A 26,227-nucleotide genomic window follows, 5' to 3' on the forward strand; every position below is an offset into this window, starting at 1 on the left:
GTGCTCGGGGTCGAGGATGCCGACTTCCCGGCTGATCGCGTGGCCCCAGTCGCCGCCCTGCGCGCCGTACCGCCGGTAGCCGAGCCGGCGCATATTCGACGAGTTCCCGCAGATAGCGCAGCGGGACCCCGCGCCGCCACGGGGTGTCCGGGATCTCGGTGGGCCAACGGGTCTCGGCCAGCCGACGGCGCAGATCGGCCCAGCTCGGCGTCAGCCACCCGCAACCGGTACGGCCGCACGGCCACGTCGGGATGCCCGGCCGTCGCGGCGGTGTCGTCCACGGCTGTCGCGCCGCTGCCGTCCCTGGTCATGACGGTTGCTGGGCCGGCTCGGGCGTCTCGGTGCCGGGCTTGGCGGTCGCGGCCTCCTGCTCGCTGAGCCACCGGGTGTGGGTCTCCCAGGCGGACTGCTTGCTGGTGGCGAGCGCGGCGCCGATCTGCGTCCAGGAGGCGCCGGTCGCCCGCGCGGTGCGGACCGTCAACTGCCGGCCATAGGCCGCCTTGCGCACGATCACCTCGCCGAGTGCGAGCAGCTCCAACGCCTCCTCCCGGCTCAGCGGCCTGGCGTCCGGGTTGGCTGCGGGGTCGTCGTCCGGCTCGTCGGTCGGCGGTGCGAGCGCGTCCCGCAACCGGAGCTGGTCGAATCGAGCCGCAGCGGTCAGCAGGGTGAATCGCCGTTCCAATTCGTCAGGTGCAGTCATGTGGCCCACTCTGCCGTCAAGTCACCTTGACGTCAAGTTGACTTGACGCTGGTGGTGTCGCCTGCCTCGGTCACGACTGGAACCCGAGAACGTGTTCCGTCGTTAGTCCCCGACGACGGCTCTTCCGCGACCAAGGAGCATCCGGTGCCGACTCGACTCAACCCGTACCTCAGCTTCAGCGGCAACGCCCGGGAAGCGATGGAGTTCTACCAGCGCGTCTTCGGCGGCAACCTGGTGCTCAACACCTTCGGCGAGTTCGGCGCCGAGGGCGACCAGGCCGACCAGGTCATGCACGCCATGCTCGAGACGGACAGCGGGTTCACCCTGATGGGTTCCGACGTGCCGCCGGAGATGGACTTCTCCCCGGGCAACGCCATCACGGTGAGCCTGAGCGGGGACGACATGGACGAGTTGCGCGGCTACTGGACCGTACTCTCCGAGGGCGGCATCGTGTCGGTGCCGCTGGAGCGGCAGATGTGGGGCGACGAGTTCGGCGCCTGCGTCGACCGGTTCGGCGTACCGTGGATGGTCAACATCTCCCCGCCGCGCGCCTGAGCCGGGGGGCCGGAAGTCTATGCTTGGCGACCATGCCCGAGGGCCACACCATCCACCGGCTGGCAGCCCGGCACCAGGAGCTGTTCGGCGGGGAGAAGGTGCTGGCCAGCAGCCCGCAGGGGCGGTTCGCTGAGGGAGCCGCGCTGCTCTCCGGGGCCGTACTCGAGCAGACCGAGGCGTACGGCAAGCATCTGCTGCACCACTATGCCGGTGGGCAGGCGCTGCACGTACATCTCGGGCTCTACGGGAAGTTCGCCGACGGGGACGGTGAGCCGCCCGCGCCGGTCGGCCAGGTCCGGTTGCGGCTGCACACCGACCTGCACTGGCTGGACCTGCGCGGCCCGACCGCCTGCGAGTTGCTCTCCCCGCCCGAGGTCGACGCGCTGCGGGCCAGGCTCGGCGCCGACCCGCTGCGCGCCGACGCCGACCCGGAGGCGCCGTACGCCCGGATCCGGCGCAGTCCCACCCCGCTGTTCGCGCTGCTGCTCGACCAGTCGATCGTGGCCGGTACCGGGTTGATCTTCGTCACCGAGGCGCTGTTCCGGGCCGGCCTGCCACCCACCACCCCCGGGCGGGACCTCACCCCGGACGGCTGGCGGACGATCTGGGCCGACCTGGTGGCGTTGATGTCGGCGGCCGTCGAGACGGGCCGGATCGACACCGTGCACCCCCAGCATCTGCCCGAGGCGATGGGCCGGCCGCCCCGGGTCGACCGGCACGGCGGCGAGGTGTACGTCTACCGCCGGGCCGGACTGCCCTGCCACCTCTGCGGCACCGAGGTCCTCCGGGCCGACCAGGCCGGCCGCAACTCGTACTGGTGTCCCCGCTGCCAGCGGGCGCCGCGCCGGTCCCGGGCCAAGCGCTGAACCGGGCCCCTGCCTGGCAGGGGCCCGGTTTCCGGCGATCCGGTCAGGGTGTGACCCGGCGGATGGTCAGGTAGCCGGCTGCGGCGAACAGGGCGGCCAGCAGCGCCGGCCAGCCGACGAACCAGGCCGCCATCGGCTGGTCGGTCAGCCAGCCTCCGATGCCGGACCAGAGATCGAGCCAGGTGAGCAGCACGGCGAGACTGGCGAGCACGAGCAGGGTGGCGGTGCTCAGCAGCCACATCCCGGTCAGCCCGAACCGCTTGTAGAAGACCGCGACGAAGATGCCGAGGAAGCCGAGCAGGACGAACGGCATCGTGTAGGTCGCGATCTGGAGCAGCGGGTTAAGGTCGTCGATGAAGTTCAGCCCGAAGAACCGTAGCCGGATTCCCCAGCCGTCGGTGGCCTCCTCCATCAGTTGGCAGCAGAAGAGCAGCAGGCCGAAGACGACGGACTGGAGCACCAGGAAGAGTGCGGAGGCCAGGTAGAAGGTCCGCCGGATCACGCTCAGCGCCATGCTGAACGGCAGCAGTTGGGTGATCCAGGTGATGCTGGTGACGAAGACGACGAAGTAGATCGAGATCACCGCACCGGTCGTCGGGCTCTCGTCCCGGTCCCCGATCAGCAGGAAGAGGGCAAAGTTGATGGCGAAGATCATCATCAGCAGCAGCCAGGGCCAGCCGATGGTGTTCTGCCAGCCGACCAGTTGGACCCGGGTCATGGTCAGCACGCGGTTCATCGGGCGGTCTCCTTCCGGGTAGCGGTGGCGGCGCCGCCGGACCGGGCCTGTGCGGTGGTGAGCCGGATGACGATGTCCTGGAGCGAGACCGCTTCCAGGTCCAGCCCGAGCGCCTTCGCCTGGGCGCGTTCGGCGGTGCCGAAGCTGCCGCGCAGGGTCGCCCGGGCGTACCGGCCGAGGGCCTCCCGGTGCAGTTCCTCGTTGCGCGCGGCCAGCTCGTCGACGGCGTCGGCCGGTCCGGCGACGGTGACCACCTGGCCACGCAGGTCCTCGGCGGTGGTGTCCAGCAGCATCCGGCCCTGGTCCAGCAGCAGCACGTGTTCGAGCAGTTCGCCGACCTCGTCGATGAGGTGGGTGGAGAGCACCACGGTCCGGGGGTGCTCGGCGTAGTCGGTGAGCAGGTGGTCGTAGAAGAGGTGCCGGGCGACGGCGTCGAGTCCGAGGTACGGCTCGTCGAAGAGGGTCAGCGGGGCCCGGGAGGCGAGCCCGATGATGATGCCGAGCATCGAGTGCATGCCCCGGGACAGCTTCCGGACCTGCCGGCCCAGCGGCAGCCGGAAGTCCGCCAGCAGCGCCTGTGCGAAGTCCTCGTCCCAGCCGGGGAAGAGCAGCCGGGCCGACTCCAGGGCGTGCCGCACCTTGAAGTACTGCGGATAGGTCTGGCTCTCCTTGATGAAGCAGACCCGGGACATCACCGCCTCGTTCTCGTACGGCGGCTTTCCGTCGATGGTCAGCTCACCCGAGCTGGCCAGCAACTGCCCGGTCATGATCTGCATCAGGGTGGTCTTGCCGGCTCCGTTGCGGCCGAGCAGGCCGTGGATCCGGTTCTCCTCCAGGGTGAAGTTGACGTCGTCCAGGGCGGTGACGTCCCGAAACCGCTTGGTGACGTGCTCGGCGCGCACCACCGTACTCATCGCCCCTGCTCCCATCGGTCGATCATGCGCTTCAGTTCGTTGGCATCGATGCCGAGCTTGCTCGCCTCGGTGAGTAGCGGGTGCAGGAACTGCTGGGCGAACTCCTCGCGGCGACGGTCCCGCAGTCTCGCGCGGGCGCCGGTGGCGACGAACATGCCGATACCTCGCTTCTTGTAGAGAATTCCGTCGTCCACCAACTGGTTGACGCCCTTGCCCGCGGTCGCCGGGTTGATCCGGTGGAAGGCCGCCAGTTCGTTCGTGGAGGGCACCTGGCCCTCCTCGGCGAGCGTGCCGTCGATGATCGAGTTCTCGATCAGCTCGGCGATCTGGAGAAAGATCGGTCGCCCGTCTTCCATCAGCCGGACCCGCCCGCTGCGCGCCGAAGCCCGGGCGGCGGTACGGCCGGGTTCAGCTTCGTGGGTTCATTACTCATGTAGCTAACCATCTAACCAACTCTCCTCCCTGTCAAGGTCGGAGAGTCGACACCCCGGGTTGTCCCGGCCACAGGCGACAGCGACAGCTTGCTATCGGTGTCCGCGTCCGGTTGCTCGACCGGCTACTGAAGATCGAGAACGTGGGGGCCCCGCTGCCGCCGGCTCAGCGGATCGCCTCGATCGCCTTGCGGGCGGCGACCAGCACCGGATCCCAGACCGGGGCGTACGGCGGCGCGTAGCCGAGGTCGAGGCCGGCCATCTCGTCCACGGTCATCCGGTTCCACAGCGCCACCGCCAGCACGTCGATCCGCTTCGCCGCCTCGGAACGGCCGACGATCTGGGCGCCGAGCAGCCGCCCGCTGCGCCGCTCGACGATCAGCTTCACCGTCATCGGCTTCGCCCCGGGGTAGTAGCCGGCCCGGTTCGTCGACTCCACCCGTACGGCGACGAACTCGAAGCCGGCCGCCGCCGCCTCGTCCTCGCGCAGTCCGGTACGCCCCACCTCCAGGTCGCAGACCCGGGTCACGGCGGTACCGACTATCCCGGCGAAGGTGGCGTACCCGCCGCCGATGTTGATCCCGGCGACCCGGCCCTGCTTGTTCGCGTGGGTGCCGAGCGGCACGAAGACGGGCTGGCCGGAGACCCGGTGCACCGACTCGACGCAGTCGCCCGCCGCCCACACGCCGGGGGTGTCCACCACCCGCATCCGCAGGTCGACCCGGATCCCGCCGGTCGGGCCGATCGGCAACCCGGCCTCGGCCGCGAGGGCGGTGTTCGGGCGTACCCCGAGACCCAGCACCACGAGGTCGGCCGGCAGCGGGCCGTCCTCGGTGACCACGGCGGTGACCCGGCCGTCCCGGGTCTCCAGCCCGGTCACGCCGATCCCGCTGCGTACCTCCAGGCCCAGCCCGCAGAGCGCCTTGCGGACCAGGGCGCCCATGTCCGGGTCGACGGTCGACATCGGCTCGGGGCTCCGCTCGACCAGGCTGACCGACAGGCCGCGCTGGATCATCGCCTCGGCCATCTCGACGCCGATGTAGCCGCCGCCGACCACCACCGCCCGGCGCGGCGCCGGGTCGCCGTCCAGCCAGTCGATCAGCGCCGCGCCGTCGTCCAGGGTCTGCACCCCGAACACCCCGGCCGCGTCGGTGCGGGCCCAGTCCGGAGTCACGGGTACCGCGCCGGCGGCGTACATGAGCTGGTCGAAGCCCTCCCGGACCTCGCGCCCGCCGTTCTCCAGGTCCCGGGCCACCACCTCGCGCCGGTCCAGGTCGATGCCGACCACCTCGTGCCGGAGCCGTACGTCGACCTGGAAGTCCGTCCGGAACGTGGCCGGATCCCGGCTGACCAACTGGTCCGCGTCGTCGACCAGCCCGCCCACCCAGTACGGGATGCCGCAGGCCGAGTACGACGTGAAGTGGCCGCGCTCGAACGCCACGATCTCCAGGTCGGAGGCGTCCCGGCGACGCCTCGCCTGCGACGCGGCGGACATCCCCGCCGCGTCGCCGCCGACCACCACCAGCTTCTCAGCCATGGCCGGCACTGCCCCGGGTACGCCGGACCAGGTCGTCCAGCACGTCGGAGATCTCGCGGCGCCTCGCGTACGCCGCCCGCTGCCGGGCGGCGCCGGTGCCGTGCGCCTGCAACCGGCTCAGCAGCGCAGTGACCAGGGGCAGGTCGCCGTGCCGTTCGAGGGCCGGGCGAAGCCGGTTGAAGAGCCGGCGCATCAGGTGCCAGGCGGGCCGCAGGCCGCCGTCGACCGGGTCGACGGCCAGCCCTTCGAGCCCGTCGTGTGCCGCCCGCCAGTGCGCCGCCACCAACATGTGGTGCGGCACCCGGGGCGCCGGCAGCCCGGCCGCGATGTCGGCCAGCGCGGTGTCGACCAGAGCCCGGACCAGGGCCGCGATCAGGATCGTGTCGTCCAGGCCCGGGCAGACGTCGCCGATCCGGATCTCCACCGTCGGATACTTCGACGACAGCCGGGCGTACCAGTAGAGCATGCCCTCGTCGAGCATCATCCCGGTGCCGGTCAGGTCGTCGACAAGGCTCGCGTAGTGCGCGTGCGACTCCAGCCAGGGCGTCGGCGCCACCGACGGCCAGCGCTCCCAGAGCACCGACCGCCAGCTCGCGTACCCGGTGTCCCGGCCTTCGTAGAACGGCGAGTTGGCGGTGGCGGCGTGCAGGATCGGCAGCGCCGGGCGGAGGTGGTTGAGCACCTGTACCGCGATCTCCGGCTCGGGTACCCCGACGTGCACGTGCATGCCGTTCACCCCGGGCGACGGGACCAGCAGCCCGAACCGCTCGACCATCTGGTGGAACCGGGGGTTGTCCACCAGCGGCGGCACCGGACCGTCGACCGGGCCGGTGCCGACCGCGACCAGGCGTACGCCGGCCGCCTCGGCCGCGTCGGCCAGTCCGGTACGCAGCAGCCCGAGCGAGTGCCGCAGTGCGCTCAGTTCCAGGCCGGGCGGGGTGCCGATCTCGATCTGGCTGGTCTGGAATTCGTGCTGCACCTGCCCGCGCAGCTCGTCGGGCACCTCGGCCAGCACCGCCTCCACCGCGGGTGCCGCCGCGCCGGTCACCGGGTCGACGAGCAGGAACTCCTCCTCGACCCCGACCGTCAGCGGGTCTGGTCCGGCGTTCGGCGCAGGTCTCACCGGTGCGGCCATTCCATCGACCATCACCATCACCATCACCGCCCATTATTCGATTGGAACAGTGTCGCTGGCGCGACAGGTAGCTCATTACCCTCAGTGTCGATGCCGGAAAACTCCCCGGGACGCCATTCGCGGCATCAGCCCCGGTAGGGGCGTCCGGCCGGCGGTGACGCCGTGCCGGGCCGGCTCCGGCCGTGCGGTGACGCGCTGGTCGCCCGCATCATGCCGAAGGGCCGATCGGCGGCTGAGCATCCGGTCGGACTGCCGGGGGCGGGGAAGGCGAATGGTTGCCCGCGCTGGTTAGCCTGGGCACCGTGCCGGCGACACCCTTGAACTCCACCCCCGGCCGGGCGGGTCCGCTCGGCCGGGTGGCGGTGCTGCTGGGCTGGCTGGCGTACGCGCTGGTCCAGGTCGGCGCGCCCACCGGCCCGGCGGTCGAGGCGCTGGCCGGTGCCGCGGTGCTGGCCGCGGCGTCCCTGCTCGCGGTCGCCCTGGCCGGCCGCCTGCCGGCCGCTCGGGACGCCGACATCGACCGGGTACGCCAGACCGCCACGATCCGGCAGCGGTCCCGTCGGTTCCGGACGCCCCGCCAGCTCGATCCGGACGCCGCCGGCCGCCCCCGGCCCCGCGCGCCCTCGGTGCACCCCTCGGCCGGTTAGCGGCAGCACCGTCCGCCGCCACGCCGGTCGATTCCGTTCCGTGTAACCCGCCCGCACGCCCGCTTCCACGCCAGGCGCCCGGACGGCTCCGTTCCGGACGTTCTTGCGAGCGGGACGGTCCCGCCCCCGGCTCCTCGGTGGCGGTTCCGACGTCGGGCCGTCCCGCCCGGCCGGGGGTGAGCCCCGTCCGGCGTTCCGGAATCGAGCCGAGGGGTTCTCCATGCTTGCCTTCGCACCACTCGACGGCGCTGTCGACGCCGCCGCGCACGTCGTCACACTGCTCGCCGCCACGGTGGAACCGCTGGCCGGGACCGGCGCCACCGCCGCCGCCATCGTGCTGTTCACCATCGGGATCCGGCTGTTGATCTCGCCGCTGAGCTGGGCGCAGATCCGGGGCGAGCGGCGCCGTGCCGCCCTGGCGCCCAGGATCCTCGAACTCCGGCGGCGACATCGTGACCAACCGGCCCGGCTCCAGGCCGAACTGGTCGCGCTGCACCGGGAGGCCGGCGTCTCGCCGTTCGGCAGCTTCCTGCCGATGCTGGCCCAGGCGCCGTTCCTCTTCCTGATGTACCGGCTGTTCGCCGTGCCGGGCGACGCCGGCCCGGCCGCCGGTGCCGGCGCACTGCTCGCCGAGCGGCTCTTCGGGGTGCCGCTCGGGCAGCACCTCGGCGACGGGCTGGCCGGGGCGGCCGGGCCGGTCTTCGGCGTACTCCTCGGACTGCTGGTGTTGCTGGCCTGGTGGTCCTCCCGGCGGATGTGCCGGGCGGCGGGCCTGGCGGGGCCGGCCGACACCTCGGCGGGCGGTGCGGAGGTGCCCGGCGCGGCGGTACTGACCAGGCTGCTGCCGCTGCTGCCGTACGGGACCGTGCTGGTCGCCCTGGTGCTGCCGCTGGCGGCGGTGCTGTATCTGGTCACCACCACCGCGTGGACCGGATTGGAACAGGTGGTACTGCGGCGGGGGTAGCGCATCGACAAGTGTTGACATGCGGGGATCCGGGACGTACAACTCCTGAGAGAGCGCTCTCTCGCCTCCCCGTCCCCCGTAGGGCTCCCCGTCCCTCGTAGAGAGGCCCGCATACATGAACACCACCGGGATCGACCGGCCGGATGCCGCCGGCCGGACCACCAGACGGCGCCTCGCGCTGCTGGTGGCCGCCTCCACCCTGCTCGCCACGGTCCTCGGCACGGTGACCGTGACCGCCCGCGCCGCCATTCCACCTCCGGCCTCCGGCTGGAGCCTGGTCTGGGGCGACGACTTCACCGGCGCGGCCAACACGCTGCCCTCGTCGGCGAACTGGATCATCGACACCGGCACCAGCTATCCCGGTGGCCCGCCGAACTGGGGCACCGGCGAGATCCAGACGTACACCAACAGCACCGCCAACGTCAGCCACGACGGCGGCGGCAACCTGCGGATCACCCCGATCCGCAACGCCTCCGGCCAGTGGACCTCGTCCCGGATCGAGACCGTCCGCAGCAACTTCAAGGCGCCGGCCGGCGGGGTGCTGGCGATCGAGGGCCGGATCCAGATGCCGAACGTGACCGGCGCGGAGGCGGCCGGCTACTGGCCGGCGTTCTGGGCGCTCGGCGCGCCGTACCGGGGGAACTACCAGAACTGGCCGGGGATCGGCGAGTTCGACGTGATGGAGAACGTCAACGGGATCAACTCGGTCTGGGGCGTACTGCACTGCGGCGTCGCGCCCGGCGGGCCGTGCAACGAGTTCAACGGCATCGGCGCCCAACGGGCCTGCCCCGGCTCGACCTGCCAGTCGGCGTTCCACACCTACCGGTTCGAGTGGGACGCCTCGGTCAGCCCGCAGCAACTGCGCTGGTACGTCGACGGCCAGCACTACCACACCGTCACCCAGACCCAGGTCGGCTCGTACTGGTCGCAGATGACCGACCATGCCGGCTACTTCCTGCTGCTCAACGTCGCGATGGGCGGCTCGTTCCCGAACGGCGTGGCCGGCGGCACCACCCCGACCTCCGCGACCGTCTCCGGCCGGCCGATGCTGGTCGACTACGTCGCGGTCTACAGCCGGGGCGGTGGCAGCAACCCGACCAACCCGCCGACGACCACTCCGCCGCCCGGCGGCACGGTGAGCGCGTACTCGACGATCCAGGCCGAGGCGTACAACGGGCAGCAGGGTGTCGCGGTCGAGGCGTGCAGCGAGGGCGGCCAGAACATCGGCTGGCTGGCCAACGGTGACTGGGTCCGGTACGACCGGGTCGACTTCGGCTCGACGCCGCCCCGGGATTTCGTGGCCCGGGTCGCCTCGGGTGCGGGCGGCGGGGTGAGCGGTCTGGTGCAGGTCCGGGTGGACAGTCCGACCGGTCCGGTGCTGGGCAGTTTCGCCATGGGCAACACCGGCGGCTGGCAGAGCTGGCAGTCGATTCCCGGCAACGTCTCGGCGGTGACCGGGGTCCGCACGGTCTATCTGACCTTCAGCAGCGGGCAACCGGCGGACTTCGCCAACCTCAACTGGTTCACCTTCCGGCGCTGAGCCCGGGCCCGCAGCCGAGTCTGCGGGTGATCAAGGACTGGTCCGGCGTCTCCGGCTCCTCGGCCCACCGGAGACGCCGAACCGCGGGTGCACGGTGTCCCCTCCGGATGTGGAGAGGAACCGTGCACCCTCTTGCATAAAACAGTTAACATTCCTAATAATTAGCGGACAGTCGATGGCTGTGGACGCCCGACCGCCCGGTGGAGGACCGCATGAGACGCCGCAGAAGCCTTGTCCTGTCCGTAGTCGCCGGCCTCGTGGCGGCGGTCGGCGTCACCTGGTCAGCGCTGCCCGCGTACGCCGCCGGGCCGACCGCGACCTTCGTGAAGACCTCCGACTGGGGCTCCGGCTGGGAGGGGAAATACACCATCACCAACGGCGGGACCAGCACCATCAACGGCTGGTCGGTCGCCTTCGACCTACCCGCCGGCACCACGATGGGCAGCTACTGGGACGCGCTGCTGACCTCCTCGGGGCAGCGGCACACCTTTACCAACCGGTCCTGGAACGGCAGCATCGCGCCCGGCGGCTCGGTGTCGTTCGGCTTCCTCGCCACCGGCTCCGGCAGCCCGGCCAACTGCACGCTGAACGGCGCGGCCTGCGGCGGCAGCAACCCGACCACCCCGCCGACCACCCGCCCGCCGACCACGCCGCCCACCGATCCGCCGCCGACGAATCCGCCCACCTCCGGGCTGCCCAAGCACTTCCTCACCGGGTACTGGCACAACTTCGACAACCCGGCCGTCGAGCTGCGGCTGCGGGACGTGCCCGCCGAGTACGACGTGATCGCCGTCGCCTTCGCCGAGGCGACCGGTACCCCCGGCGCGGTCACCTTCGGGATCGACCCGGGACTGTCGGCCTCGGTCGGCGGCTACACCAACGCGGACTTCACCGCTGACGTGCGGACCGTCAAGGCGCGGGGCAAGAAGGTCATCCTCTCGGTCGGCGGCGAGACCGGCCGGGTCGCGGTCAACGACGCGGCCTCGGCGACCAACTTCAGCGACAGCGTCTACAGCCTGATCCAGCAGTACGGCTTCGACGGTGTCGACATCGACCTGGAGAACGGGCTCAACCCGACGTACATGGCGCAGGCGCTGCGGTCACTGCGCAGCCGGGTCGGGTCGGGTCTGATCATCACGATGGCGCCGCAGACCATCGACATGCAGTCGCCGGCGGTGTCGTACTTCAAGCTGGCGCTGGACATCCGGGACATCCTCACCGTCGTGCACACCCAGTTCTACAACTCCGGCTCGATGCTCGGCTGCGACCAGTCCTTCGCGTACTCCCAGGGCACGGTCAACTTCATGACCGCGCTGGCCTGCCTGCAACTCGAAGCCGGGCTCCGGCCCGACCAGGTGGCGCTCGGACTGCCCGCCGGTCCCGGTGCGGCCGGCGGCGGCATCGTCGCGCCGAGCCTGGTCAACCAGGCGCTGGACTGCCTGGCCAGGGGGACGAGCTGCGGCAGCTTCCGCCCGCCGCGCACCTACCCGGGCATCCGGGGCGCGATGACCTGGTCGATCAACTGGGACGTCAGCAACGGCAACACCTTTGCCCGGACCGTCCGGCCGCACCTGAACACGCTGCCCTGACCGGGTGGCACACCGGCGACGCACCGGTGCCGGGCCGCCGTCAGCGGGTGCTGGCGGCCTGGCGCCGGTGCGAGCGTCGGCGCAGCTTCTTCAGCACCCAGAACCCGATCATCACCACGAACACGGCCAGCAGCCCGTAGTCGAGGTAGCTGGCGTACCTGTCGATCTGCTGCCACCGGGACCCGAGCCCGTAGCCGAGGCCGACGAAGATCACGTTCCAGATGCCGCTGCCCAGCGCGGTCAGCGCCAGGAACCGGCCCACCGGCATCCGGTCGGCACCGGCCGGGATCGAGACCAGGCTCCGGACCACCGGGATCATCCGCCCGAAGAAGACCGCCCAGGAGCCGTACCGCTCGAACCAGCGGTCGGCCCGGTCCAGGTCGTCGGTGTCGACCAGCGGGACCCGGTCCAGCCAGCGCTTGAGCCGGTCCTCGCCCAGCGCCGCGCCGAGCCAGTAGAGCAGTACCGCGCCGAGCACCGAGCCGGTGGTGGCGGCCAGCGCCACCAGGACCACGTTCATCCGTCCCTCGCCGGCCAGGTAGCCGGCCATCGCCAGCACCAGCTCGCTCGGCACCGGCGGGATGATGTTCTCCAGCGCGACCAGCAAGCCCACCCCGGGTACGCCCATCGCGTCAATCACCCCGGCTATCCAGCCGGTCAGCCCACCGAGTTGCGTCGGGTCCACGTCCTGGGCGAGGGCCACCGCGCACCCACTCCTTCGTCGGCTCGTAGGTCGGCTCAGGGAAAGCCCCGGGGGGAAGAGGTCTCCATACCCCGTGATCGCCGCAGCCACACCCGCCGGGCCGGGAGCCGATGCTCCGATCCGGTTTGCCGGCCCGGCCGACCGGAAAAGAGCTTCGGCTATGACGGACCGGTGGTACGCCGAGGCGGTCGTCTACTGCCTCGACATCGACACGTACGCCGACTCGGACGGTGACGGGATCGGCGACATCCTGGGCCTGATCGGCCGCCTCGACTATCTGGCCCGGCTCGGGGTGACCTGCCTCTGGCTGCACCCGATCCATCCCTCGACGCAGCGCGACGACGGCTACGACGCCACCGACTTCTACGGCGTCGACCCCCGGCTCGGCACCCTCGGCGACTTCGCGGAACTGCTGCACCAGGCCGCAAACCGGGGCATCCGGATCATCATCGACCTGGTGGTCAACCACACCTCGGACCAGCACCCGTGGTTCTCCTCCGCCCGGTCCTCGCCGGATTCGCCGTACCGGGACTGGTACGTCTGGTCGGAGGAGGAACCGCCGGACCGGCGCCAGGGCATGGTCTTCCCGGGCGAGCAGGACGAGACCTGGAGCTACGACCGGACCGCGAAGGCCTGGTTCTACCACCGCTTCTACCGCTTCCAGCCGGATCTCAACTTCGGCAACCCGGCGGTACGGGCCGAGATCAAGAAGATCATGTCGTTCTGGCTCCAGCTCGGCGTCGCCGGGTTCCGGATCGACGCGGCGCCGTTCATCATCGAGCTGACCGAGCCCGGCAACCCGGACTCGCCCAAGGACTTCGAGTTCCTGACCGAGCTGCGCCAGCACGTCCAGTGGCGCCGGGCCGACGCGCTGCTGCTGGCCGAGGCGAACGTGCAGCCGGCGCAGCTCGTCGACTACTTCGGCGACAGCGGCGGGTCCGCCAACCGGCTGCACATGCTCTTCGACTTCATGCTGAACGGCCGGCTGATGCTCGCGCTGGCCCGGCAGGATCCGGAGCCGATCATCGATGCGCTGCGGGACACCCCGGCGCTGCCGGCCGGTGCCCAGTGGGCCACCTTCCTGCGCAACCACGACGAGATCGACCTCTCCCGGCTCACCGCCGAGCAGCGGGCCCAGGTGTACGCGCAGTTCGGCCCGGACGAGAACATGCGGATCTACGACCGGGGCATCCGGCGCCGGCTCGCCCCGATGCTCGGCAACGACCGGCGCCGGATCGAGCTGGCGTACTCGCTCCAGTTCTCGCTGCGCGGCACCCCCGTGCTCCGGTACGGCGAGGAGATCGGGATGGGCGAGGACCTGTCGCTGCCGGGCCGGGAGTCGATCCGTACCCCGATGCAGTGGTCGGTCAAGCCGAACGCCGGCTTCTCCAGCGCGCCCGCCGACAAGCTGGTCCGGCCGGTGATCGACAGCGGCGAGTACGGCTACGAGCAGATCAACGTCACCGCGCAGCGGCACGACCCGACGTCGCTGCTCGCCTGGTTCGAGCGGATGACCCGTACCCTCCGGGAGGCCCCCGAAATCGGCTCCGGCTCGTGCACCCACGTCGACCAGGAGATGCCGCCCGGGGTGCTCGCGCACCGCGCCGACGGCCCGACCGGCTGCATGCTCTTCCTGCACAACCTCGGCACCCGGCCGGCCGTCGTCAACCTGGGCGCGCTGTATCCGGAGGCGGACATGCCGAACGACGTGCTCGCCGACCGCGAGTACCCGCCGGTCGGCAAGCTCGACGCGCTGGACCTGGCCGGCTACGGCTACCGCTGGATCCGGCTGCACCGCTCGGAGTCGGTCGAGTGAGCTGTCCCGTCAGGTGGTGGCGCGGGTGCGCCGCAGCCAGAGCAGGCCGAGTACCGGCAGCACCAGCGGGATGTAGCCGTAGCCGCCGCCGAAGTCCGACCAGACGGTGTCGTCCGGGAAGAGCGCCGGGTCGAGCAGGCTCAACGCCCCGACGCTGAGCACACCGACGAGTTCCACGGTGCAGCAGACCAGCGCGGTGCGGCGGCCGGCCCGGTCGCCTCGGGCCAGCCCGACGGTCGCCACGATGTAGATCACGGCGGCGAGCGCGGAGAGCAGGTAGGCGACCGGCGCCTCGTCGAACTTGGTGATGATCTGCACCCCGGCCCGGCAGCTCGCGGCGATGGCGAACAGGATGTAGACCGCGACCAGCGCCCGGCCCGGGCCGCTGTTCACCCGCCGGGGCGGCCTGTCCGGGGTTGCCGTCCCGGTGCTCATCGTCTCAGCCACCCGGAACCTGCCAGGTCTGTTGCAGGCGTACCACGACCACCGGGATCACCAGGCAGACCACGGTGACGATCACCGAACCCCAGCGGGTCGGCTCCATCCGGGCCAGCACGCCGGCCAACGGCGGCAGGCAGACCAGGGTGACCAGGTAACCGGCGAAGGTGCCGGCCTCGGCGGGCTGCTCGCCGCCGACCCAGGCGACCACCGCCGCGGCGGCGAGCGCGAGCAGGACCAACTCCAGCACGGCCAGGCCGGCGAGGTGGGAGACGTCCGGCGGCCGGTTCCGCATGGTGGTCACCAGGCTCCAGGCCGCGAGTACCAGCGACAGCACGATCGAGGACGCGACCAGAAAATCGTTCATCGGCCGGCCCGGGGGTGGGTGCCGGTGCGAGATGGCAGCGCGGCGGCGCGGGACGGGTCTCGACTCACCGCCGCAGTCTACTAACCGACGTAGTAGGACGTCGGCCGGGGCGTCTGGTCCGACCTGCGTGTCGGTGAGCACCGCTCCCCGCCGACGACTTCCATGATATCGGCGTGGCGACCCTTTCGCGTCGGCACGAATGATGATTTCCCAGCCCTGAACCGTACATATGCTCGCCGGAAGCCCACGCCTGCACTCACCGGGGGAGCACTGTGTCCGACGCCAGAACTCAGGAGATCGCCGCCGAACAACGGGTCGTCGACCGGGTCTACGCGCGGCTCGACGTGATGCGGGAGCAGGCGACCGCCCTCGCCGACGAGGGTAACCGGAGGGCGGCGGCCGGGCCGCTCACCGGGCTGGTCGAGCGTGACGCGATGGCCCACCGGGCCGCCACCCGGTTGCGGGCGCTCGACGCCGAAGCGGAGGGGCTGGTCTTCGGCCGGCTCGACCTCGACGACGGCGAGACCTACCGCATCGGACGGCTGGGCGTACGCGAGGGTACGGAACCGCTCCTGGTCGACTGGCGGGCGCCGGCCGCCGCGCCGTTCTACCGGGCCACCCCGGGAGCGCCGCTCGGCGTGGTACGCCGTCGGGTCATCATCTGCCGAGGTCAGCAGGTCGTCGACCTCGACGACGACGTACTGTCGCCGGACGACGCCGGTGACCTGCGGGTACTCGGCGAGGGTGCGCTGCTGGCCGCGCTGCGCCGCTCCCGTGGCCCGCACATGCGCGACATCGTCACCACGATCCAGCGGGAACAGGACGAGGCCATCCGGGCGCCCGCCCGGGGCGTCACCCTGATCACCGGCGGGCCGGGAACCGGCAAGACCCAGGTCGCACTGCACCGGGCGGCGTACCTGCTCTACACCGACCGGGGCCGGTTCACCGACGGCCGGATCCTGGTGGTCGGTCCCTCGACCGTCTTCACCAACTACATCAGCCGGGTCCTGCCCTCCCTCGGCGAGGAGAGCGTGCACCTGCGCGCCGTCGGCGAACTGGTGCCGGGCGTGACCGCCACCCGCCGGGACCGGGCGGCGGTTGCCCGGATCAAGGGCGGCGAGCAGATCCGGGACGTGTTGACCGAGGCGATGTGGCAGACGCCGCCGACGGCGCCGGAGCGGCTCCGACTCGTCTACGCCGGACAGGTGCTCACCCTCGACGGGGACGACCTGACGGCGGCCCGCCGCCGGGTACGCACCCGGTGCGAGGCGGCCGGCACGATGCCCAACGCCGCACGTCCGGCCGCCGCCGCGATCCTGCTGGACGCCCTCTGGAGCAGGCTGGACGGCCGGCATCTCGACCGGGAGCTGTTCGCCGAGGAGGTCGGGGACCGGGGCGAGTTCCACCGCTTCCTCCGGGCATGGTGGCCGGTGCTGACCCCGACGGCCGTACTCCGTTGGCTCGCCGACCCTGCCCGGGTCGTCGGCCTGGACGACCGGGACGCCGACCTGCTCGCCGCTTCCTACCGGGACCGGCCCGACTGGTCCGTCGACGACGTGCCGCTCCTCGACGAGCTGACCGAACTGCTCGGCGAGCCGCCCGCCCGGCCGAAGGCGCCGGAGCCCGAGTGGCGGCTGCGCGAGCTGACCACCGGCACCCGCGCCGTGCAGACCTTCGTCCTCGGCTGCGGGCTGCGCGAGGGTTGGGAGCTGTACGCGCCCGGACATCCGACCCCGATCGCCCTCGCCGGTCCGGGGATCGACAACGACGCGATCGCCGCCGCCCAGCGCTGGGCCGAGGCCGTCATCCTCCGCGAAGGGCACCGGGTGGTCGGCTGGACCGACGGGTTCGACCCGCACGGGGAGGAGGGCTATGTGCCGGTGCTCGCCGAGCCGCTGCCGGTGACGGAGCCCGACGACGACCCGTCGGTCGACGAGCCCTACCTGCACGTGATCCTCGACGAGGCCCAGGACCTGTCGCCGATGGAGTGCCGAATGATCGCCCGCCGCGCCGAGTACGCGTCGATGACGGTGGTGGGCGATCTCGGGCAGGCGACCCATCCGCTGGCGGCCGACTCGTGGCCCGCCCTGCTGACCCGGCTCGGCAAGCGCGAGGTCCGGACGCTGGAACTGCTGACCGGATACCGGGTACCGCAGGTCATCGCGGAGTACGCGGCCCGGGTCCTCGACCCCGGCATCGCGCCGACCCGTTCGTACCGGCCCGGCGGAACGCTGTCGGTGCGGCGGGTCGACGATCTGCACGCCGCGGTTCGGGAGGCGGCCCGGCAGGCGCCGCGCGGCACGACCGTCGCGGTCGTCGCCGCCGACGACACGGCCGACGAACTGGCCGGACTCGTCGACGTGCCCGACGTCGCCGTGGTGCCGGCCAGCCTCTGCAAGGGACTGGAGTACGACCATGTGGTCGTGGTGGAGCCGGCCGAGATCGTGGCCGCCGAACCGCGCGGCCTGAACCGGCTCTACGTCGTGCTGACCCGGGCCGTCGCGGGCCTGGCCGTCCTGCACCGCGACGCGCTGCCGGAGGCCCTGCGCGACTGAGGTCCGCCTGTCCTGCGCGTACTCGCGGGGCACCGGGCGATCATGGCGGGAATATCAGTACCTTCTATGATTGGGGCCACCCCCGACCGCCACCCTCACCGGGAGCCCCACCGCGTGGACCTGTCCGGCATCGACGCGGTCTCCGCGCTGCTGATCGCCGGTGGTGTGGTGCTCTTCTCCCTCCTCGTCCTCGCCGTGGTGGCGGACCGGCCGAGGACCCCGCGACCCGATCCTGAGCGGCTGCGCGCCGCCGTCGAGGAGCTGGAGGCGTACGCGGTGGCGACCCAGACCGACGCCGGCCGTGCCACCGCCGTCGCCGCCGCGGCCCGGGTGGCGCTGGCCGAGGCCGAACGGCACCGGGACGAGGCGTGGGCGGACCAGGAGGCGGCCGAGGGGGAGTACGACCGGGCCCGGCAGGCGGTAGTCGCCGGCCGGCAGGCGGCGGACAGCGCACCGGTCCGCGACCCCGAGCCCGATCCGGAGCGGGACCGTGCGGTGTCCCGGGCGGCCCTGGCGGCGTACCGGCGGGGAGATCTCTCGCTGCCGCAACTGCGCGAGGTGTTCCGGCGTACCGGGAACTGGGACCCGGCACAGGAGGAGCGGGAGCGGCTGCTGGACGTCGCCCGGATGCGGCTGGCCGAGGCGCGACGGGCGTACGACCGGGCCGCCGTCCGGGCCCGGCGGGCCGAGCAGGAGGCCCGGGCCGCCGAAGCCGTCGCCTGGGAACTGCTCTCCGAGGCGAACCGGTCGGTGGCCGAGGTGCGGGAGGCGTACCACACGGTCCAGCGGTTCACCCAGCGGCGCGGCCGGACCCGGCGGCGCCGACGGCGGACCGGTTAGGTCGGCCGGGCCGGCCCCGACCGGGTGTGTTAGGAAGAATTCCCTGCTCACAGCGGCGCGAAGAGGGGATTCCCGTGCTCACGTTTGGACTGTTCGGCACCGGTCATTGGGCGGCGGAGGTGCACGCGGCCGCACTCGCCGGACATCCCCGGGCCCGGCTCGCCGGCGTCTGGGGCCGGGACCCGGCCAAGGCCGAGGCGCTGGCCGCCCGGTACGGCGTACCGGCCTACTCCGACCCCGACGCGCTGATCGAGGACGTGCAGGCGGTCTCCGTGGCGCTGCCGCCGGACGTACAGGCCGATCTGGCCGTGCGGGCCGCTACCGCCGGCCGGCATCTGCTGCTCGACAAACCGCTGGCGCTGAGCCTGCCGGACGCCGACCGGGTGGTGTCGGCCGCCGCGCAGAGCGGGATCGCATCGGTGGTCTTCTTCACCAACCGCTTCCAGCCGGCCATCGCCACCTTCCTGGCCAGCGCGGCGGCCACCGGCGGCTGGCACGGCGCCCGGGGCGTGCACTACGCGTCGATCTTCCAGCCCGGCAACCCGTACGGCGGATCGGCCTGGCGGCGGGAACACGGCGCGCTCTGGGACGTCGGCCCGCACGCGGTCTCGCTGATCCTGCCGGTGCTGGGCCAGGTGACCCAGGTCGCCGCGATGGGCGGACCCCGGAACAGCGTGCACCTGACGCTGGCGCACGGCGAGACCGCGACCAGCACCCTGTCGCTGGCCCTGGACGCCCCGCCCGCCTCGACCGCCTTCGAGTTCGCTTTCCACGGCGAGGACGGCATCGACGTCGTCCCGCAGCGCGACGGCACGCCGGTCGATGCGCTCCGGCTGGCCGTCGAGCAGCTCTGCACCGAGGTCGACAGCGGCACCCGCGACCAGCAGTGCGACGTGCGGTTCGGTCGGGACGTGGTGGCGGTGCTCGCCGCCGCGCAGACCGCCCGGGAACAGGGCCGCACCGTCACCCTGCCGTCCTGACCCCGACGTCCGCGGGGTCGGGCCGCCCCGTGCCGGCCCGACCCCGGCGGACTGCCTGGCCGGCGGCTCAGGCCGTGCCGACCCGGGCCAGCAGTTCCGGGCCGTGGGCCGCCAGCCGCCGATGGGCGAGCCGTCCCAGCACCCAGGCGAGGAGCAGGCCGCTGGCCACCCCTACCGGGGTGGCGGACCAGAGCATCGCCGGGTCGCCGGCCCGGGTGCCCTGGTAGAGCAGCCAGGCGGTCGGCCCGGCGACCACCGCGAGCAGCCCGAGCATCAGCCAGACCAGCCCGCCGACCGGGCCGCCGTCCTCACCCGGATTGCCGCCCCGGCGGTGCGGGTCCGCCATCCGGATCGGCACCAGTACCGAGACCAGCACGACCAGCCCGGAGCCGCCGCCGAGCACCACCGGCAGCAGCCCGGTCACCCAGGGCAGGGTCCACCAGTGCACGGCGCCGACCAGGCCGGCGAGGGTGAGTACCACCGCCAGCGGCGCGACGACGAGCAGCCAGGCGACCTGCCGGGCGCGTACGTCGGCGCGTTCGGCCCCGGGCGCCATCAGGGTCATCCAGAGGGCGGTCCCGTCGGAGCTGTAGAGGTGTGCCGAGCAGGAGACCAGCATGATCGCTACCACCAGGCCGGCCAGCGGCAGCAGGTCACTGATCCGGATCACCAGCGGCAGCAGCACGAAGACCAGCCCGTAGACCAGGGCGAAGCTGAGGTAGTGGATCCGGACCAGGTCCCGCCACCAGGTACGCAGCTCCTTGCCGAGTACGGCGCGGAACGCGGAGCCCGCCGGCGGCCGGGCGGCCGTACGCCGGGCCACCCGGGAGACGGGTGCGGCGGACGGTCGGTCCAGCAGCCAGGCCCAGGCGAGCAGGGCCAGGGCGGTCAGCAGGGCCAGCCCGGCGAGGGCGGCGGCGACCAGCGCCCAGTCGCCCCGGTGCGCCGAGGAGACCGCGACGACCGGCCAGCCGGACGGCACGATCCGCAGCGCCCGGGCGGCCGCGGCCGGCAGCCCGTCGGCGAACGGTCGGGCGCTGCCGCCCAGCGCCACGAAGACCACCCAGCACTGCGCCATCCCGGCGGTGATCACCGCCCAGGGCAGCGCACTCAATGCGGCACTCGGTCGGCCGCCCAGCACCGCCCCGAGGGTCGCCACCACCAGTCGGGCGAGCGCCACCAGCAGGAGTACCAGCAGGATCGCGGCCGGCACGCCGACCAGCGCCGGTACGACGCCGAGCCGGGCGCCGTACGCCACCAGGGCGGTCGCCGAGACCAGGGTGACCGCCGGGCCGACCCCGGTCAGCGCGGCGCCGTACAGGCCGAGGAGCAGGTCGCGGCGGCGTACCGGAAGCAGCGTCAGGTGTTCCCGGCGGATGCCCAGGTCACCGCCGCCGCCCAGGGCCGGCCCGGCCAGCCAGCCGACCAGCGTGCCGGCCAGGGTCAGGGTGAGCAGGTCACCGGCCCGGGCCGGGGTGCCCCGGCCGGCGAGCCAGATCATGCCGACCGCTCCGGCCAGCCCGCAGAGCGCACCGAACCCGACGTTGTAGCCCTGGGTGCCACGCAACGACCGGAGCAGCAGCGTGAGCCGCAGCTCGATCAGGACGCCAACCACGACAGCTCCTCCCCGTTCGGCACCGGTGCGCCGACCAGCTCGACGAATGCCTCCTCCAGGCTCCGGCCGCCCCGGACCTCGGCCAGCGGGCCGGCCGCCACCACCCGGCCCCGGTCCATCACCCCGACCGAGTCGCAGACCTGCTCGACCAGCGTCATCACGTGGCTGGAGAGCAGCACCGAGCCGCCCCCGGCGACGAACCGGCGCAGGATGGCCCGGATGGTCGCGGCCGAGACCGGGTCGACCGCCTCGAACGGCTCGTCCAGCACGAGCAGCCGGGGCGCGTGCAGCAGCGCGGTGGCCAGGCCGATCTTCTTGCGCATCCCGGCCGAGTAGCCGAGCACCAGGGTCCGGTCGGCCCTCTCCAGGTCCAGTACCCGGAGCAGCTCGTCGATCCGCCCGGCCAGCAGGTCGGCCGGCATGCCCCGGAGCCGCCCGAAGTAGCCGAGCAGTTCCCGGCCGGTGAGCCGCTCCGGGAAGGCCAGCCCGTCCGGCAGTACCCCGACCTGGCGCTTGGCCTCGATCGGATCCTGCCAGACGTCCACGCCGAAGATCTCGGCGCGGCCCGCGTCCGGCCGGAGCAGCCCGACCGCCATGGAGAGGCTGGTGGTCTTACCGGCACCGTTCGGGCCGACCAGACCGAAGAACGAACCGGCCGGGACGGTCAGCTCGACGGAGTCGACGGCGGCGGTGTCGCCGAATCGCTTGGTCAGCCCGACGAGCCGCAGCGCGGCCGGCCCGGGCTCCGCCGGCTGGGAGGCGTTGATATCCATGCCGATAACGCTAGGAATTTCCGGTGTCGACCACGATGGGGGCGGGTACCGGGCAGAGGTGTAGCTAGCCCCACCCCCGCCCGGCGCCTTCCGGCACTGCCGCCGCCGGCCGGGACCGGCCAGACTTGACCGCATGACAACCAGAGCGGTACGCGCCGCCGGGCTCGCCCTGCTGCACACAGCGGCGCTGGCCGGGCTCGGCCTGGCCGGGGCGGTGGCGCTGCTGGTGCATCTGGTCTTCTTCGTGCCGGGCTTCGGGCTCGGCCTGCTCTTCCTGGTGCCGGTGCCGATCCTGGCCGGGCGGCACCTGACCGACATGGTGCGGCGGCTCGCCGGCGCCGGCCCCGGTACGCCGCTCGGGTCGCCGTACCGGCCCCGGCCGGAGCCGCCGCAGCCGGAGGCGGACGGCCGCTACCTGCACGACAACCGGCTCTACCGGCGGCCCTGGGTGCCCAAGTTCCTCCGCCTGCTGGACTGGCTGCTCGGCGATCCGGCCACCTTCCGCGACCTCGGCTGGATGACCCTCACTCCGGCGGTCGGGCTGCTGCTCGGCGGCCTGCCCGTCGTGCTGGTCGGCGCCGGCGGCTGGTACGCGGTGACCGCCGCCGGCCGGCACTGGTGGGCGGTACCGGCCGGACTCGCCGTCGCCGCCGCCGGGCTGGCGGTGTCGCCCTGGCTGCGTACCCTGCACCTGCGGTGGACCCGGTGGTGGCTGGCTCAGACCGATCGGCAGCCCGGCCGCCTCCGCGTCTGGTACGGGCGTCAACTCCTGCTGCTGCTCCGGCTGCTCTCCCTGCTCGGGCTGAGCCTGCTCGCCCTGCCCCTGGCCGCGCTCTGTGTCGTCGCCCTGCTGCTGACCTACGGGCTGGGCATCGTGGTGGTGCTGCCACCGGTGATCCAGAACATCCGGTGGCTGCCGGAACTGCGCCGACACCTGGCCGGGCGGTGGAGCGGGGTGGCGGTGGAGTCGCCGTACCTGCCCCGGCCCAGGCCGGACCGCCGGCCGGACGGCCGCTACCAGGTGGGCAACCACCTCTACCAGACCGAGCGGTGGGCCGCGTACGACCTGCGGCTGCGCTGGCTCACCCGGGACCGGGCGAGCTGGCGGGACGTCGGATGGTTGCTGCTCGACCCGGTGGTCGGCGGGCTGTCCCTGGCCGCCCCGCTCGCCGCGATCGGCTACGGGATCTTCGGGCTGGCGATGCCGAGGCTGTGGATGGTGGTCGGGCTGCGGGCGGACGGCGGCACCGACTGGTACGCCTCGGTCGCCGGACACGACGCGGCGGCGGTGCCGGTCGGGCTGGCCCTGGCCGCACTCGGCCTGCTGGCCGCCCCGGCGGTGCTCCGGCTCAACGGCCGGTGGACCGCGCTGCTGCTCGCCCCGACCACCCGGGCCAAGCTGGCGCTGCGGGTGCAGCGGCTCACCGAGACCCGGGCCGACGCCACGGAGGGCCAGGCCGCCGAGCTGCGCCGGATCGAACGCGACCTGCACGACGGCGCCCAGGCCCGGCTGGTCGCGATGGGGATCAACCTCGGCAACATCGAATACCTGCTGGACAAGGACCCGGAGGCCGCCCGGGCGCTGCTGGCCGAGGCGCGGCAGGCGTCGGCCAAGGCACTCACCGAACTGCGCGACCTGGTCCGGGGCATCCATCCGCCGGTACTCGCCGAGCGCGGTCTCGTCGACGCCGTCCGGGCACTCGCCCTGGACACGCCGGTCCGGACCGAGGTCACCGCCGCGCTGCCCGGCCGGCCGGCGCAGCCGATCGAGTCGGCGGCCTACTTCGCGGTGAGCGAGCTGCTCACCAACGCGGTGAAGCACGCCCGGGCCGCCCGGATCACCGTCCGACTCGGGTACGCCGACGGCCGGCTGCGGATCGTGGTCGCCGACGACGGACGCGGTGGCGCGGACGAGGCGCGGGGCAGTGGACTGCGCGGCATCGCCCGCCGGCTCGGTACATTCGACGGCGTCGTCGACCTGAGCAGTCCGCCGGGCGGCCCGACGACGGTGACTCTGGAGGTGCCGTGCGCGTTGTCCTCGCCGAGGACCTCTATCTCCTGAGGGACGGCCTGTCCCGGATGCTGACCGCGCACGGCTTCGACGTGGTGGCGGCGGTGGAGACCGGTCCGGAGCTGCTGGCGGCGCTGCTGGAGCTGCGCCCCGACGTGGCCGTGGTGGACGTACGCCTGCCGCCCACCCAGACCGACGAGGGGCTCCAGGTGGCGCTGGCGGCCCGCCGGGAGGTGCCCGGGCTGCCGGTGCTGGTGCTCTCCCAGCACGTTGAGCAGCTCTACGCCCGGGAACTGCTCGCCGACGGCACCGGCGGGGTCGGTTACCTGCTCAAGGACCGGGTCTTCAACGCGGAACAGTTCGTCGACGCGGTCCGCCGGGTGGCCGGCGGCGGCATGGCGATGGACCCCGACGTGATCGCCAAGCTGCTCGCCCGGAGCAGCCGGGACGCGCCGATGGCCCGGCTGACACCCCGGGAGCGGGAGGTGCTGGAGCTGATGGCCGAGGGGCGGTCCAACAGCGCCATCGGGCAGCGGCTCTTCCTCAGTGAGAGTGCGGTCGGCAAGCACACCGCCAGCATCTTCGGCAAGCTCGACCTGGCTCCGTCGGACGACGACAACCGCCGGGTGCTGGCCGTTCTGGCGTACCTGAACGGCGCTGCCGGCAGTTGACGTCTGCTCAGTCGGCGGTTACCTCCGGCCGCAGAGCGCGTTCCCGACCAGGGTGTCGGCGGCGCGCTGCTGTCGCAGGTGGTCGGCTCGCGAGTGGCCCAGCACACTGGACATCGAGACCACCACACTGCGTCGGCCGTCGGCCGTGACGCCGTTGTCGGCGATGTAGCCGCTGTCCCCGCCGCCGTGGCTCCAGTACGTGCCGCCGCACGGCAGCGCGCCGGCAGCGGGTCAGGAGAGTTCGATGATCGCGTCGCCGATCTCGGCGGGGGTCTGGAATTGCTCGACCGGCAGCGACTGGAGCAGCTTGAGGGTCTGGGTGTCGACGCCGGTCTCCTGGGCCCAGCGCACCAGGTCCTCCTTTGACACCGGGTAGTCCAGTCCGGCGAGCGACTCCTGCAACTGGATCGCGTTAGCTCGCATACCTGGTCGTTTACCCGGTCCAGTCCCACCCACACCAGGGGTTTACCCGGCCGGTCCGCAGGGTAGCCGCCGGCCATGCAGGTTCACCGGCTCGGGGCCCCGGACGACTTCGACCCGCTGCTGGAGCGGATCGGCTCGGCCCGGGTGGTGATGCTGGGCGAGGCGAGCCACGGCACGTACGACTACTACCGGCTGCGCGAGCAGCTGACCCGGCGGCTGATCGCCGAGTGCGGCTTCTCGTTCGTGGCGGTGGAGGGCGACTGGCCGGACTGCGACCTGGTACACCGCTCGGTGGTCGGCGCCCCGGGCGGGGACGACGACCCGCAGCGCGCGCTGGAACGGTTCGAGCGGTGGCCGACCTGGATGTGGGCCAATGCCGAGGTGGCCCGGTTCTGCCGGTGGCTCCGGGCCTGCAACCTGGACCGGCCGGACGGGCAACGGGTCGGCTTCCACGGGCTCGACGTCTACAGCCTGTGGGACTCGATGCAGGCGATCCTGGACTACCTGGGCGAGGAGGACCCGGCGTCGCTGGAGGCCGCCCAGGAGGCGTACCGGTGCTTCGAGCCGTACGGCACCCGGATCGAGGAGTACGGGCTGGCCAGCCGGTTCGTCTCGGCCCGCTGTGAGGCCGAGGTGGTGCGGCTGTTGGCGCGTACCCGGGAACGGGCCGCCGCCGACGGCGCCGACGCCTTCTCGGCCTGGCAGAACGCGGCGGTGGTGGCCGGTGCGGAGAAGTACTACCGGGCGATGGTCGGTGGCGGCCCGCAGTCCTGGAACGTCCGGGACAGCCACATGGCCGACACCCTCGACCGGCTGCTGGACCGGTACGGCCCACAGGCCCGGGCGGTGGTCTGGGCGCACAACACGCACATCGGCGACGCCCGGGCCACCGACATGGCCCAGGGCGGGATGATCAACATTGGCCAGCTCGCGCGGGAGCGGTACGGCGCCGACGACGTGGTGCTGGTCGGCTTCGGCAGCTACCAGGGCAGCGTGGTCGCCGGCACCCGGTGGGGCGCGCCGGCCGAGGTGATGACCGTGCCGGTGGCCCGGGCCGGGTCGGTGGAGGAGCGGCTGCACCACATGCTGCCCGAGCGGGCCATGCTGGTCTTCGACTCCGTCGACCGGCCGGACTGGCTGGTCGACGAGGCCGACCACCGGGCGATCGGGGTGGTCTACGACCCGTCGTTCGAGGCGTGGGGCAATTACGTACCGACCCGGCTCGGCGACCGGTACGACGCCTTCATCTGGTGCGACCACACCACCGCGGTGCACCCGCTCCCCGCCTCGACGGCCCCCGGCGAACTGGAGACGTACCCGTCCGGGGTCTAACGGCCGAGGCCGGGTCGCCGGCCACGGGCGCGGCGGTCGGGCGACGATCGCCTCAGACGGCGGAGCACTTGCGCTGTGCTGGTGATGCC

At 72.6% G+C, this 26,227-nt stretch carries 24 protein-coding genes and 1 pseudogene; 13 read left to right on the forward strand and 12 right to left on the reverse strand.

The features are described 5' to 3' along the window. Positions 1-307 precede the first annotated feature (307 nt). Positions 308-700: a hypothetical protein gene (locus tag ACSMXO_RS05990; protein WP_455416972.1), complete on the reverse strand. Its 393-nt coding sequence runs from the start codon at positions 698-700 to the stop codon at positions 308-310. A 144-nt stretch (positions 701-844) separates the two neighbouring features. Here ACSMXO_RS05990 and ACSMXO_RS05995 point away from each other — a divergent pair, with 144 nt between their 5' ends. Together ACSMXO_RS05995 and ACSMXO_RS06000 are read left to right on the forward strand one after the other, a co-directional pair. Then, positions 845-1,255, forward strand: coding sequence for a VOC family protein (locus ACSMXO_RS05995; protein WP_455416973.1), 411 nt, complete (start codon positions 845-847; stop codon positions 1,253-1,255). 32 nt (positions 1,256-1,287) lie between these two features. Then, the gene (locus tag ACSMXO_RS06000) at positions 1,288-2,121 is read left to right on the forward strand and encodes an Fpg/Nei family DNA glycosylase (RefSeq protein WP_455416974.1); all 834 of its coding nucleotides are present in this window, start codon (positions 1,288-1,290) and stop codon (positions 2,119-2,121) included. A 43-nt stretch (positions 2,122-2,164) separates the two neighbouring features. Here the strand turns inward: ACSMXO_RS06000 and ACSMXO_RS06005 are convergent, their stop codons facing one another. From ACSMXO_RS06005 to ACSMXO_RS06025, 5 genes are all read right to left on the reverse strand, one after another. After that, on the reverse strand, positions 2,165-2,857 hold the full coding sequence (locus tag ACSMXO_RS06005) for an ABC transporter permease (RefSeq protein WP_346260156.1): 693 nt from the start codon (positions 2,855-2,857) through the stop codon (positions 2,165-2,167). Continuing rightward, positions 2,854-3,771, reverse strand: coding sequence for an ABC transporter ATP-binding protein (locus tag ACSMXO_RS06010; RefSeq protein WP_346260155.1), 918 nt, complete (start codon positions 3,769-3,771; stop codon positions 2,854-2,856). Before ACSMXO_RS06010 ends, ACSMXO_RS06005 begins: the two co-directional genes overlap by 4 nt. Next, on the reverse strand, positions 3,768-4,127 hold the full coding sequence (locus ACSMXO_RS06015; RefSeq protein WP_346260154.1) for a GntR family transcriptional regulator: 360 nt from the start codon (positions 4,125-4,127) through the stop codon (positions 3,768-3,770). Before ACSMXO_RS06015 ends, ACSMXO_RS06010 begins: the two co-directional genes overlap by 4 nt. Before the next feature lie 241 nt (positions 4,128-4,368). Further along, positions 4,369-5,739, reverse strand: a complete 1,371-nt coding sequence (locus tag ACSMXO_RS06020) for an FAD-dependent oxidoreductase (protein WP_455416975.1) — start codon at positions 5,737-5,739, stop codon at positions 4,369-4,371. Next, positions 5,732-6,886: a carboxylate-amine ligase gene (locus tag ACSMXO_RS06025; RefSeq protein ID WP_455416976.1), complete on the reverse strand. Its 1,155-nt coding sequence runs from the start codon at positions 6,884-6,886 to the stop codon at positions 5,732-5,734. Before ACSMXO_RS06025 ends, ACSMXO_RS06020 begins: the two co-directional genes overlap by 8 nt. 290 nt (positions 6,887-7,176) lie before the next feature. On the opposite strand from ACSMXO_RS06025, the gene ACSMXO_RS06030 reads away from it, so the two are divergent. The 4 genes and pseudogenes from ACSMXO_RS06030 to ACSMXO_RS06045 all read left to right on the forward strand — a co-directional run bounded on the left by ACSMXO_RS06030 (position 7,177) and on the right by ACSMXO_RS06045 (position 11,614). After that, positions 7,177-7,521, forward strand: coding sequence for a DUF6412 domain-containing protein (locus ACSMXO_RS06030; RefSeq protein ID WP_346260151.1), 345 nt, complete (start codon positions 7,177-7,179; stop codon positions 7,519-7,521). A gap of 220 nt (positions 7,522-7,741) precedes the next feature. Next, positions 7,742-8,485, forward strand: coding sequence for a YidC/Oxa1 family membrane protein insertase (locus ACSMXO_RS06035; RefSeq protein WP_455416977.1), 744 nt, complete (start codon positions 7,742-7,744; stop codon positions 8,483-8,485). Positions 8,486-8,628: 143 nt separating this feature from the next. Continuing rightward, positions 8,629-10,025, forward strand: a pseudogene (locus tag ACSMXO_RS06040) (carbohydrate-binding protein). Between the two features lie 212 nt (positions 10,026-10,237). Then, the gene (locus ACSMXO_RS06045) at positions 10,238-11,614 is read left to right on the forward strand and encodes a chitinase (RefSeq protein WP_455416978.1); all 1,377 of its coding nucleotides are present in this window, start codon (positions 10,238-10,240) and stop codon (positions 11,612-11,614) included. Positions 11,615-11,654: 40 nt separating this feature from the next. On the opposite strand, the gene ACSMXO_RS06050 is transcribed toward ACSMXO_RS06045, so the two are convergent. Then, positions 11,655-12,317, reverse strand: a complete 663-nt coding sequence (locus tag ACSMXO_RS06050; protein ID WP_455416979.1) for a DedA family protein — start codon at positions 12,315-12,317, stop codon at positions 11,655-11,657. A gap of 160 nt (positions 12,318-12,477) precedes the next feature. Between ACSMXO_RS06050 and ACSMXO_RS06055 the strand changes: the two genes are divergently transcribed. Then, positions 12,478-14,133 carry an alpha-amylase family protein gene (locus ACSMXO_RS06055; protein ID WP_455416980.1) on the forward strand — a complete coding sequence of 552 codons (1,656 nt, stop codon included), beginning with the start codon at positions 12,478-12,480 and terminating at the stop codon, positions 14,131-14,133. 9 nt (positions 14,134-14,142) lie between these two features. On the opposite strand, the gene ACSMXO_RS06060 is transcribed toward ACSMXO_RS06055, so the two are convergent. Both ACSMXO_RS06060 and ACSMXO_RS06065 read right to left on the reverse strand, forming a co-directional pair. Next, positions 14,143-14,568, reverse strand: coding sequence for a hypothetical protein (locus ACSMXO_RS06060; protein ID WP_346260176.1), 426 nt, complete (start codon positions 14,566-14,568; stop codon positions 14,143-14,145). A 4-nt stretch (positions 14,569-14,572) separates the two neighbouring features. Then, positions 14,573-14,938: a hypothetical protein gene (locus tag ACSMXO_RS06065; RefSeq protein ID WP_346260145.1), complete on the reverse strand. Its 366-nt coding sequence runs from the start codon at positions 14,936-14,938 to the stop codon at positions 14,573-14,575. Between the two features lie 272 nt (positions 14,939-15,210). Between ACSMXO_RS06065 and ACSMXO_RS06070 the strand changes: the two genes are divergently transcribed. The 3 genes from ACSMXO_RS06070 (at position 15,211) to ACSMXO_RS06080 (ending at position 19,313) form a co-directional block, all read left to right on the forward strand. After that, positions 15,211-17,493: a HelD family protein gene (locus ACSMXO_RS06070; protein ID WP_455416981.1), complete on the forward strand. Its 2,283-nt coding sequence runs from the start codon at positions 15,211-15,213 to the stop codon at positions 17,491-17,493. 114 nt (positions 17,494-17,607) lie between these two features. Continuing rightward, the gene (locus ACSMXO_RS06075) at positions 17,608-18,333 is read left to right on the forward strand and encodes a hypothetical protein (protein WP_346260143.1); all 726 of its coding nucleotides are present in this window, start codon (positions 17,608-17,610) and stop codon (positions 18,331-18,333) included. A 74-nt stretch (positions 18,334-18,407) separates the two neighbouring features. Further along, positions 18,408-19,313 (forward strand): Gfo/Idh/MocA family protein, encoded by a 906-nt coding sequence (locus tag ACSMXO_RS06080; protein ID WP_346260142.1) that lies wholly within the window; start codon positions 18,408-18,410, stop codon positions 19,311-19,313. A 67-nt stretch (positions 19,314-19,380) separates the two neighbouring features. Here the strand turns inward: ACSMXO_RS06080 and ACSMXO_RS06085 are convergent, their stop codons facing one another. Next, complete coding sequence (locus tag ACSMXO_RS06085) at positions 19,381-20,928, reverse strand: hypothetical protein (RefSeq protein ID WP_455416982.1); 1,548 nt, start codon at positions 20,926-20,928, stop codon at positions 19,381-19,383. Continuing rightward, on the reverse strand, positions 20,913-21,701 hold the full coding sequence (locus tag ACSMXO_RS06090) for an ABC transporter ATP-binding protein (RefSeq protein WP_455416983.1): 789 nt from the start codon (positions 21,699-21,701) through the stop codon (positions 20,913-20,915). The genes ACSMXO_RS06085 and ACSMXO_RS06090 overlap by 16 nt, the downstream gene beginning before the upstream one ends. Positions 21,702-21,834: 133 nt before the next feature. Here ACSMXO_RS06090 and ACSMXO_RS06095 point away from each other — a divergent pair, with 133 nt between their 5' ends. Together ACSMXO_RS06095 and ACSMXO_RS06100 are read left to right on the forward strand one after the other, a co-directional pair. Next, a complete protein-coding gene (locus tag ACSMXO_RS06095; protein WP_455416984.1) occupies positions 21,835-23,763 on the forward strand; it encodes a histidine kinase in 1,929 nt (642 codons plus the stop codon). Further along, positions 23,727-24,383, forward strand: a complete 657-nt coding sequence (locus ACSMXO_RS06100) for a response regulator (RefSeq protein ID WP_455416985.1) — start codon at positions 23,727-23,729, stop codon at positions 24,381-24,383. Before ACSMXO_RS06095 ends, ACSMXO_RS06100 begins: the two co-directional genes overlap by 37 nt. A gap of 231 nt (positions 24,384-24,614) precedes the next feature. On the opposite strand, the gene ACSMXO_RS06105 is transcribed toward ACSMXO_RS06100, so the two are convergent. Next, complete coding sequence (locus ACSMXO_RS06105; protein ID WP_318401953.1) at positions 24,615-24,806, reverse strand: DUF2795 domain-containing protein; 192 nt, start codon at positions 24,804-24,806, stop codon at positions 24,615-24,617. A gap of 75 nt (positions 24,807-24,881) precedes the next feature. On the opposite strand from ACSMXO_RS06105, the gene ACSMXO_RS06110 reads away from it, so the two are divergent. Further along, positions 24,882-26,138 carry an erythromycin esterase family protein gene (locus ACSMXO_RS06110; RefSeq protein WP_455416986.1) on the forward strand — a complete coding sequence of 419 codons (1,257 nt, stop codon included), beginning with the start codon at positions 24,882-24,884 and terminating at the stop codon, positions 26,136-26,138. Positions 26,139-26,227 lie beyond the last annotated feature (89 nt).

It is taken from the genome of Plantactinospora sp. DSM 117369 (assembly GCF_053764795.1).

What these genes read in the sequence shown, in the direction of transcription:
- ACSMXO_RS06045 (WP_455416978.1), top strand. Translation starts at nt 10,238, where the DNA reads ATGAGACGCCGCAGAAGCCTTGTCCTGTCCGTAGTCGCCGGCCTCGTG.
- ACSMXO_RS06065 (WP_346260145.1), bottom strand. Translation starts at nt 14,938, where the DNA reads ATGAACGATTTTCTGGTCGCGTCCTCGATCGTGCTGTCGCTGGTACTC.
- ACSMXO_RS06060 (WP_346260176.1), bottom strand. Translation starts at nt 14,568, where the DNA reads ATGAGCACCGGGACGGCAACCCCGGACAGGCCGCCCCGGCGGGTGAAC.
- ACSMXO_RS06015 (WP_346260154.1), bottom strand. Translation starts at nt 4,127, where the DNA reads ATGGAAGACGGGCGACCGATCTTTCTCCAGATCGCCGAGCTGATCGAG.
- ACSMXO_RS06105 (WP_318401953.1), bottom strand. Translation starts at nt 24,806, where the DNA reads ATGCGAGCTAACGCGATCCAGTTGCAGGAGTCGCTCGCCGGACTGGAC.
- ACSMXO_RS06000 (WP_455416974.1), top strand. Translation starts at nt 1,288, where the DNA reads ATGCCCGAGGGCCACACCATCCACCGGCTGGCAGCCCGGCACCAGGAG.
- ACSMXO_RS06035 (WP_455416977.1), top strand. Translation starts at nt 7,742, where the DNA reads ATGCTTGCCTTCGCACCACTCGACGGCGCTGTCGACGCCGCCGCGCAC.
- ACSMXO_RS06025 (WP_455416976.1), bottom strand. Translation starts at nt 6,886, where the DNA reads ATGGTCGATGGAATGGCCGCACCGGTGAGACCTGCGCCGAACGCCGGA.
- ACSMXO_RS05990 (WP_455416972.1), bottom strand. Translation starts at nt 700, where the DNA reads ATGACTGCACCTGACGAATTGGAACGGCGATTCACCCTGCTGACCGCT.
- ACSMXO_RS06020 (WP_455416975.1), bottom strand. Translation starts at nt 5,739, where the DNA reads ATGGCTGAGAAGCTGGTGGTGGTCGGCGGCGACGCGGCGGGGATGTCC.
- ACSMXO_RS06095 (WP_455416984.1), top strand. Translation starts at nt 21,835, where the DNA reads ATGACAACCAGAGCGGTACGCGCCGCCGGGCTCGCCCTGCTGCACACA.
- ACSMXO_RS06090 (WP_455416983.1), bottom strand. Translation starts at nt 21,701, where the DNA reads ATGGATATCAACGCCTCCCAGCCGGCGGAGCCCGGGCCGGCCGCGCTG.
- ACSMXO_RS06110 (WP_455416986.1), top strand. Translation starts at nt 24,882, where the DNA reads ATGCAGGTTCACCGGCTCGGGGCCCCGGACGACTTCGACCCGCTGCTG.
- ACSMXO_RS06005 (WP_346260156.1), bottom strand. Translation starts at nt 2,857, where the DNA reads ATGAACCGCGTGCTGACCATGACCCGGGTCCAACTGGTCGGCTGGCAG.
- ACSMXO_RS06010 (WP_346260155.1), bottom strand. Translation starts at nt 3,771, where the DNA reads ATGAGTACGGTGGTGCGCGCCGAGCACGTCACCAAGCGGTTTCGGGAC.
- ACSMXO_RS06055 (WP_455416980.1), top strand. Translation starts at nt 12,478, where the DNA reads ATGACGGACCGGTGGTACGCCGAGGCGGTCGTCTACTGCCTCGACATC.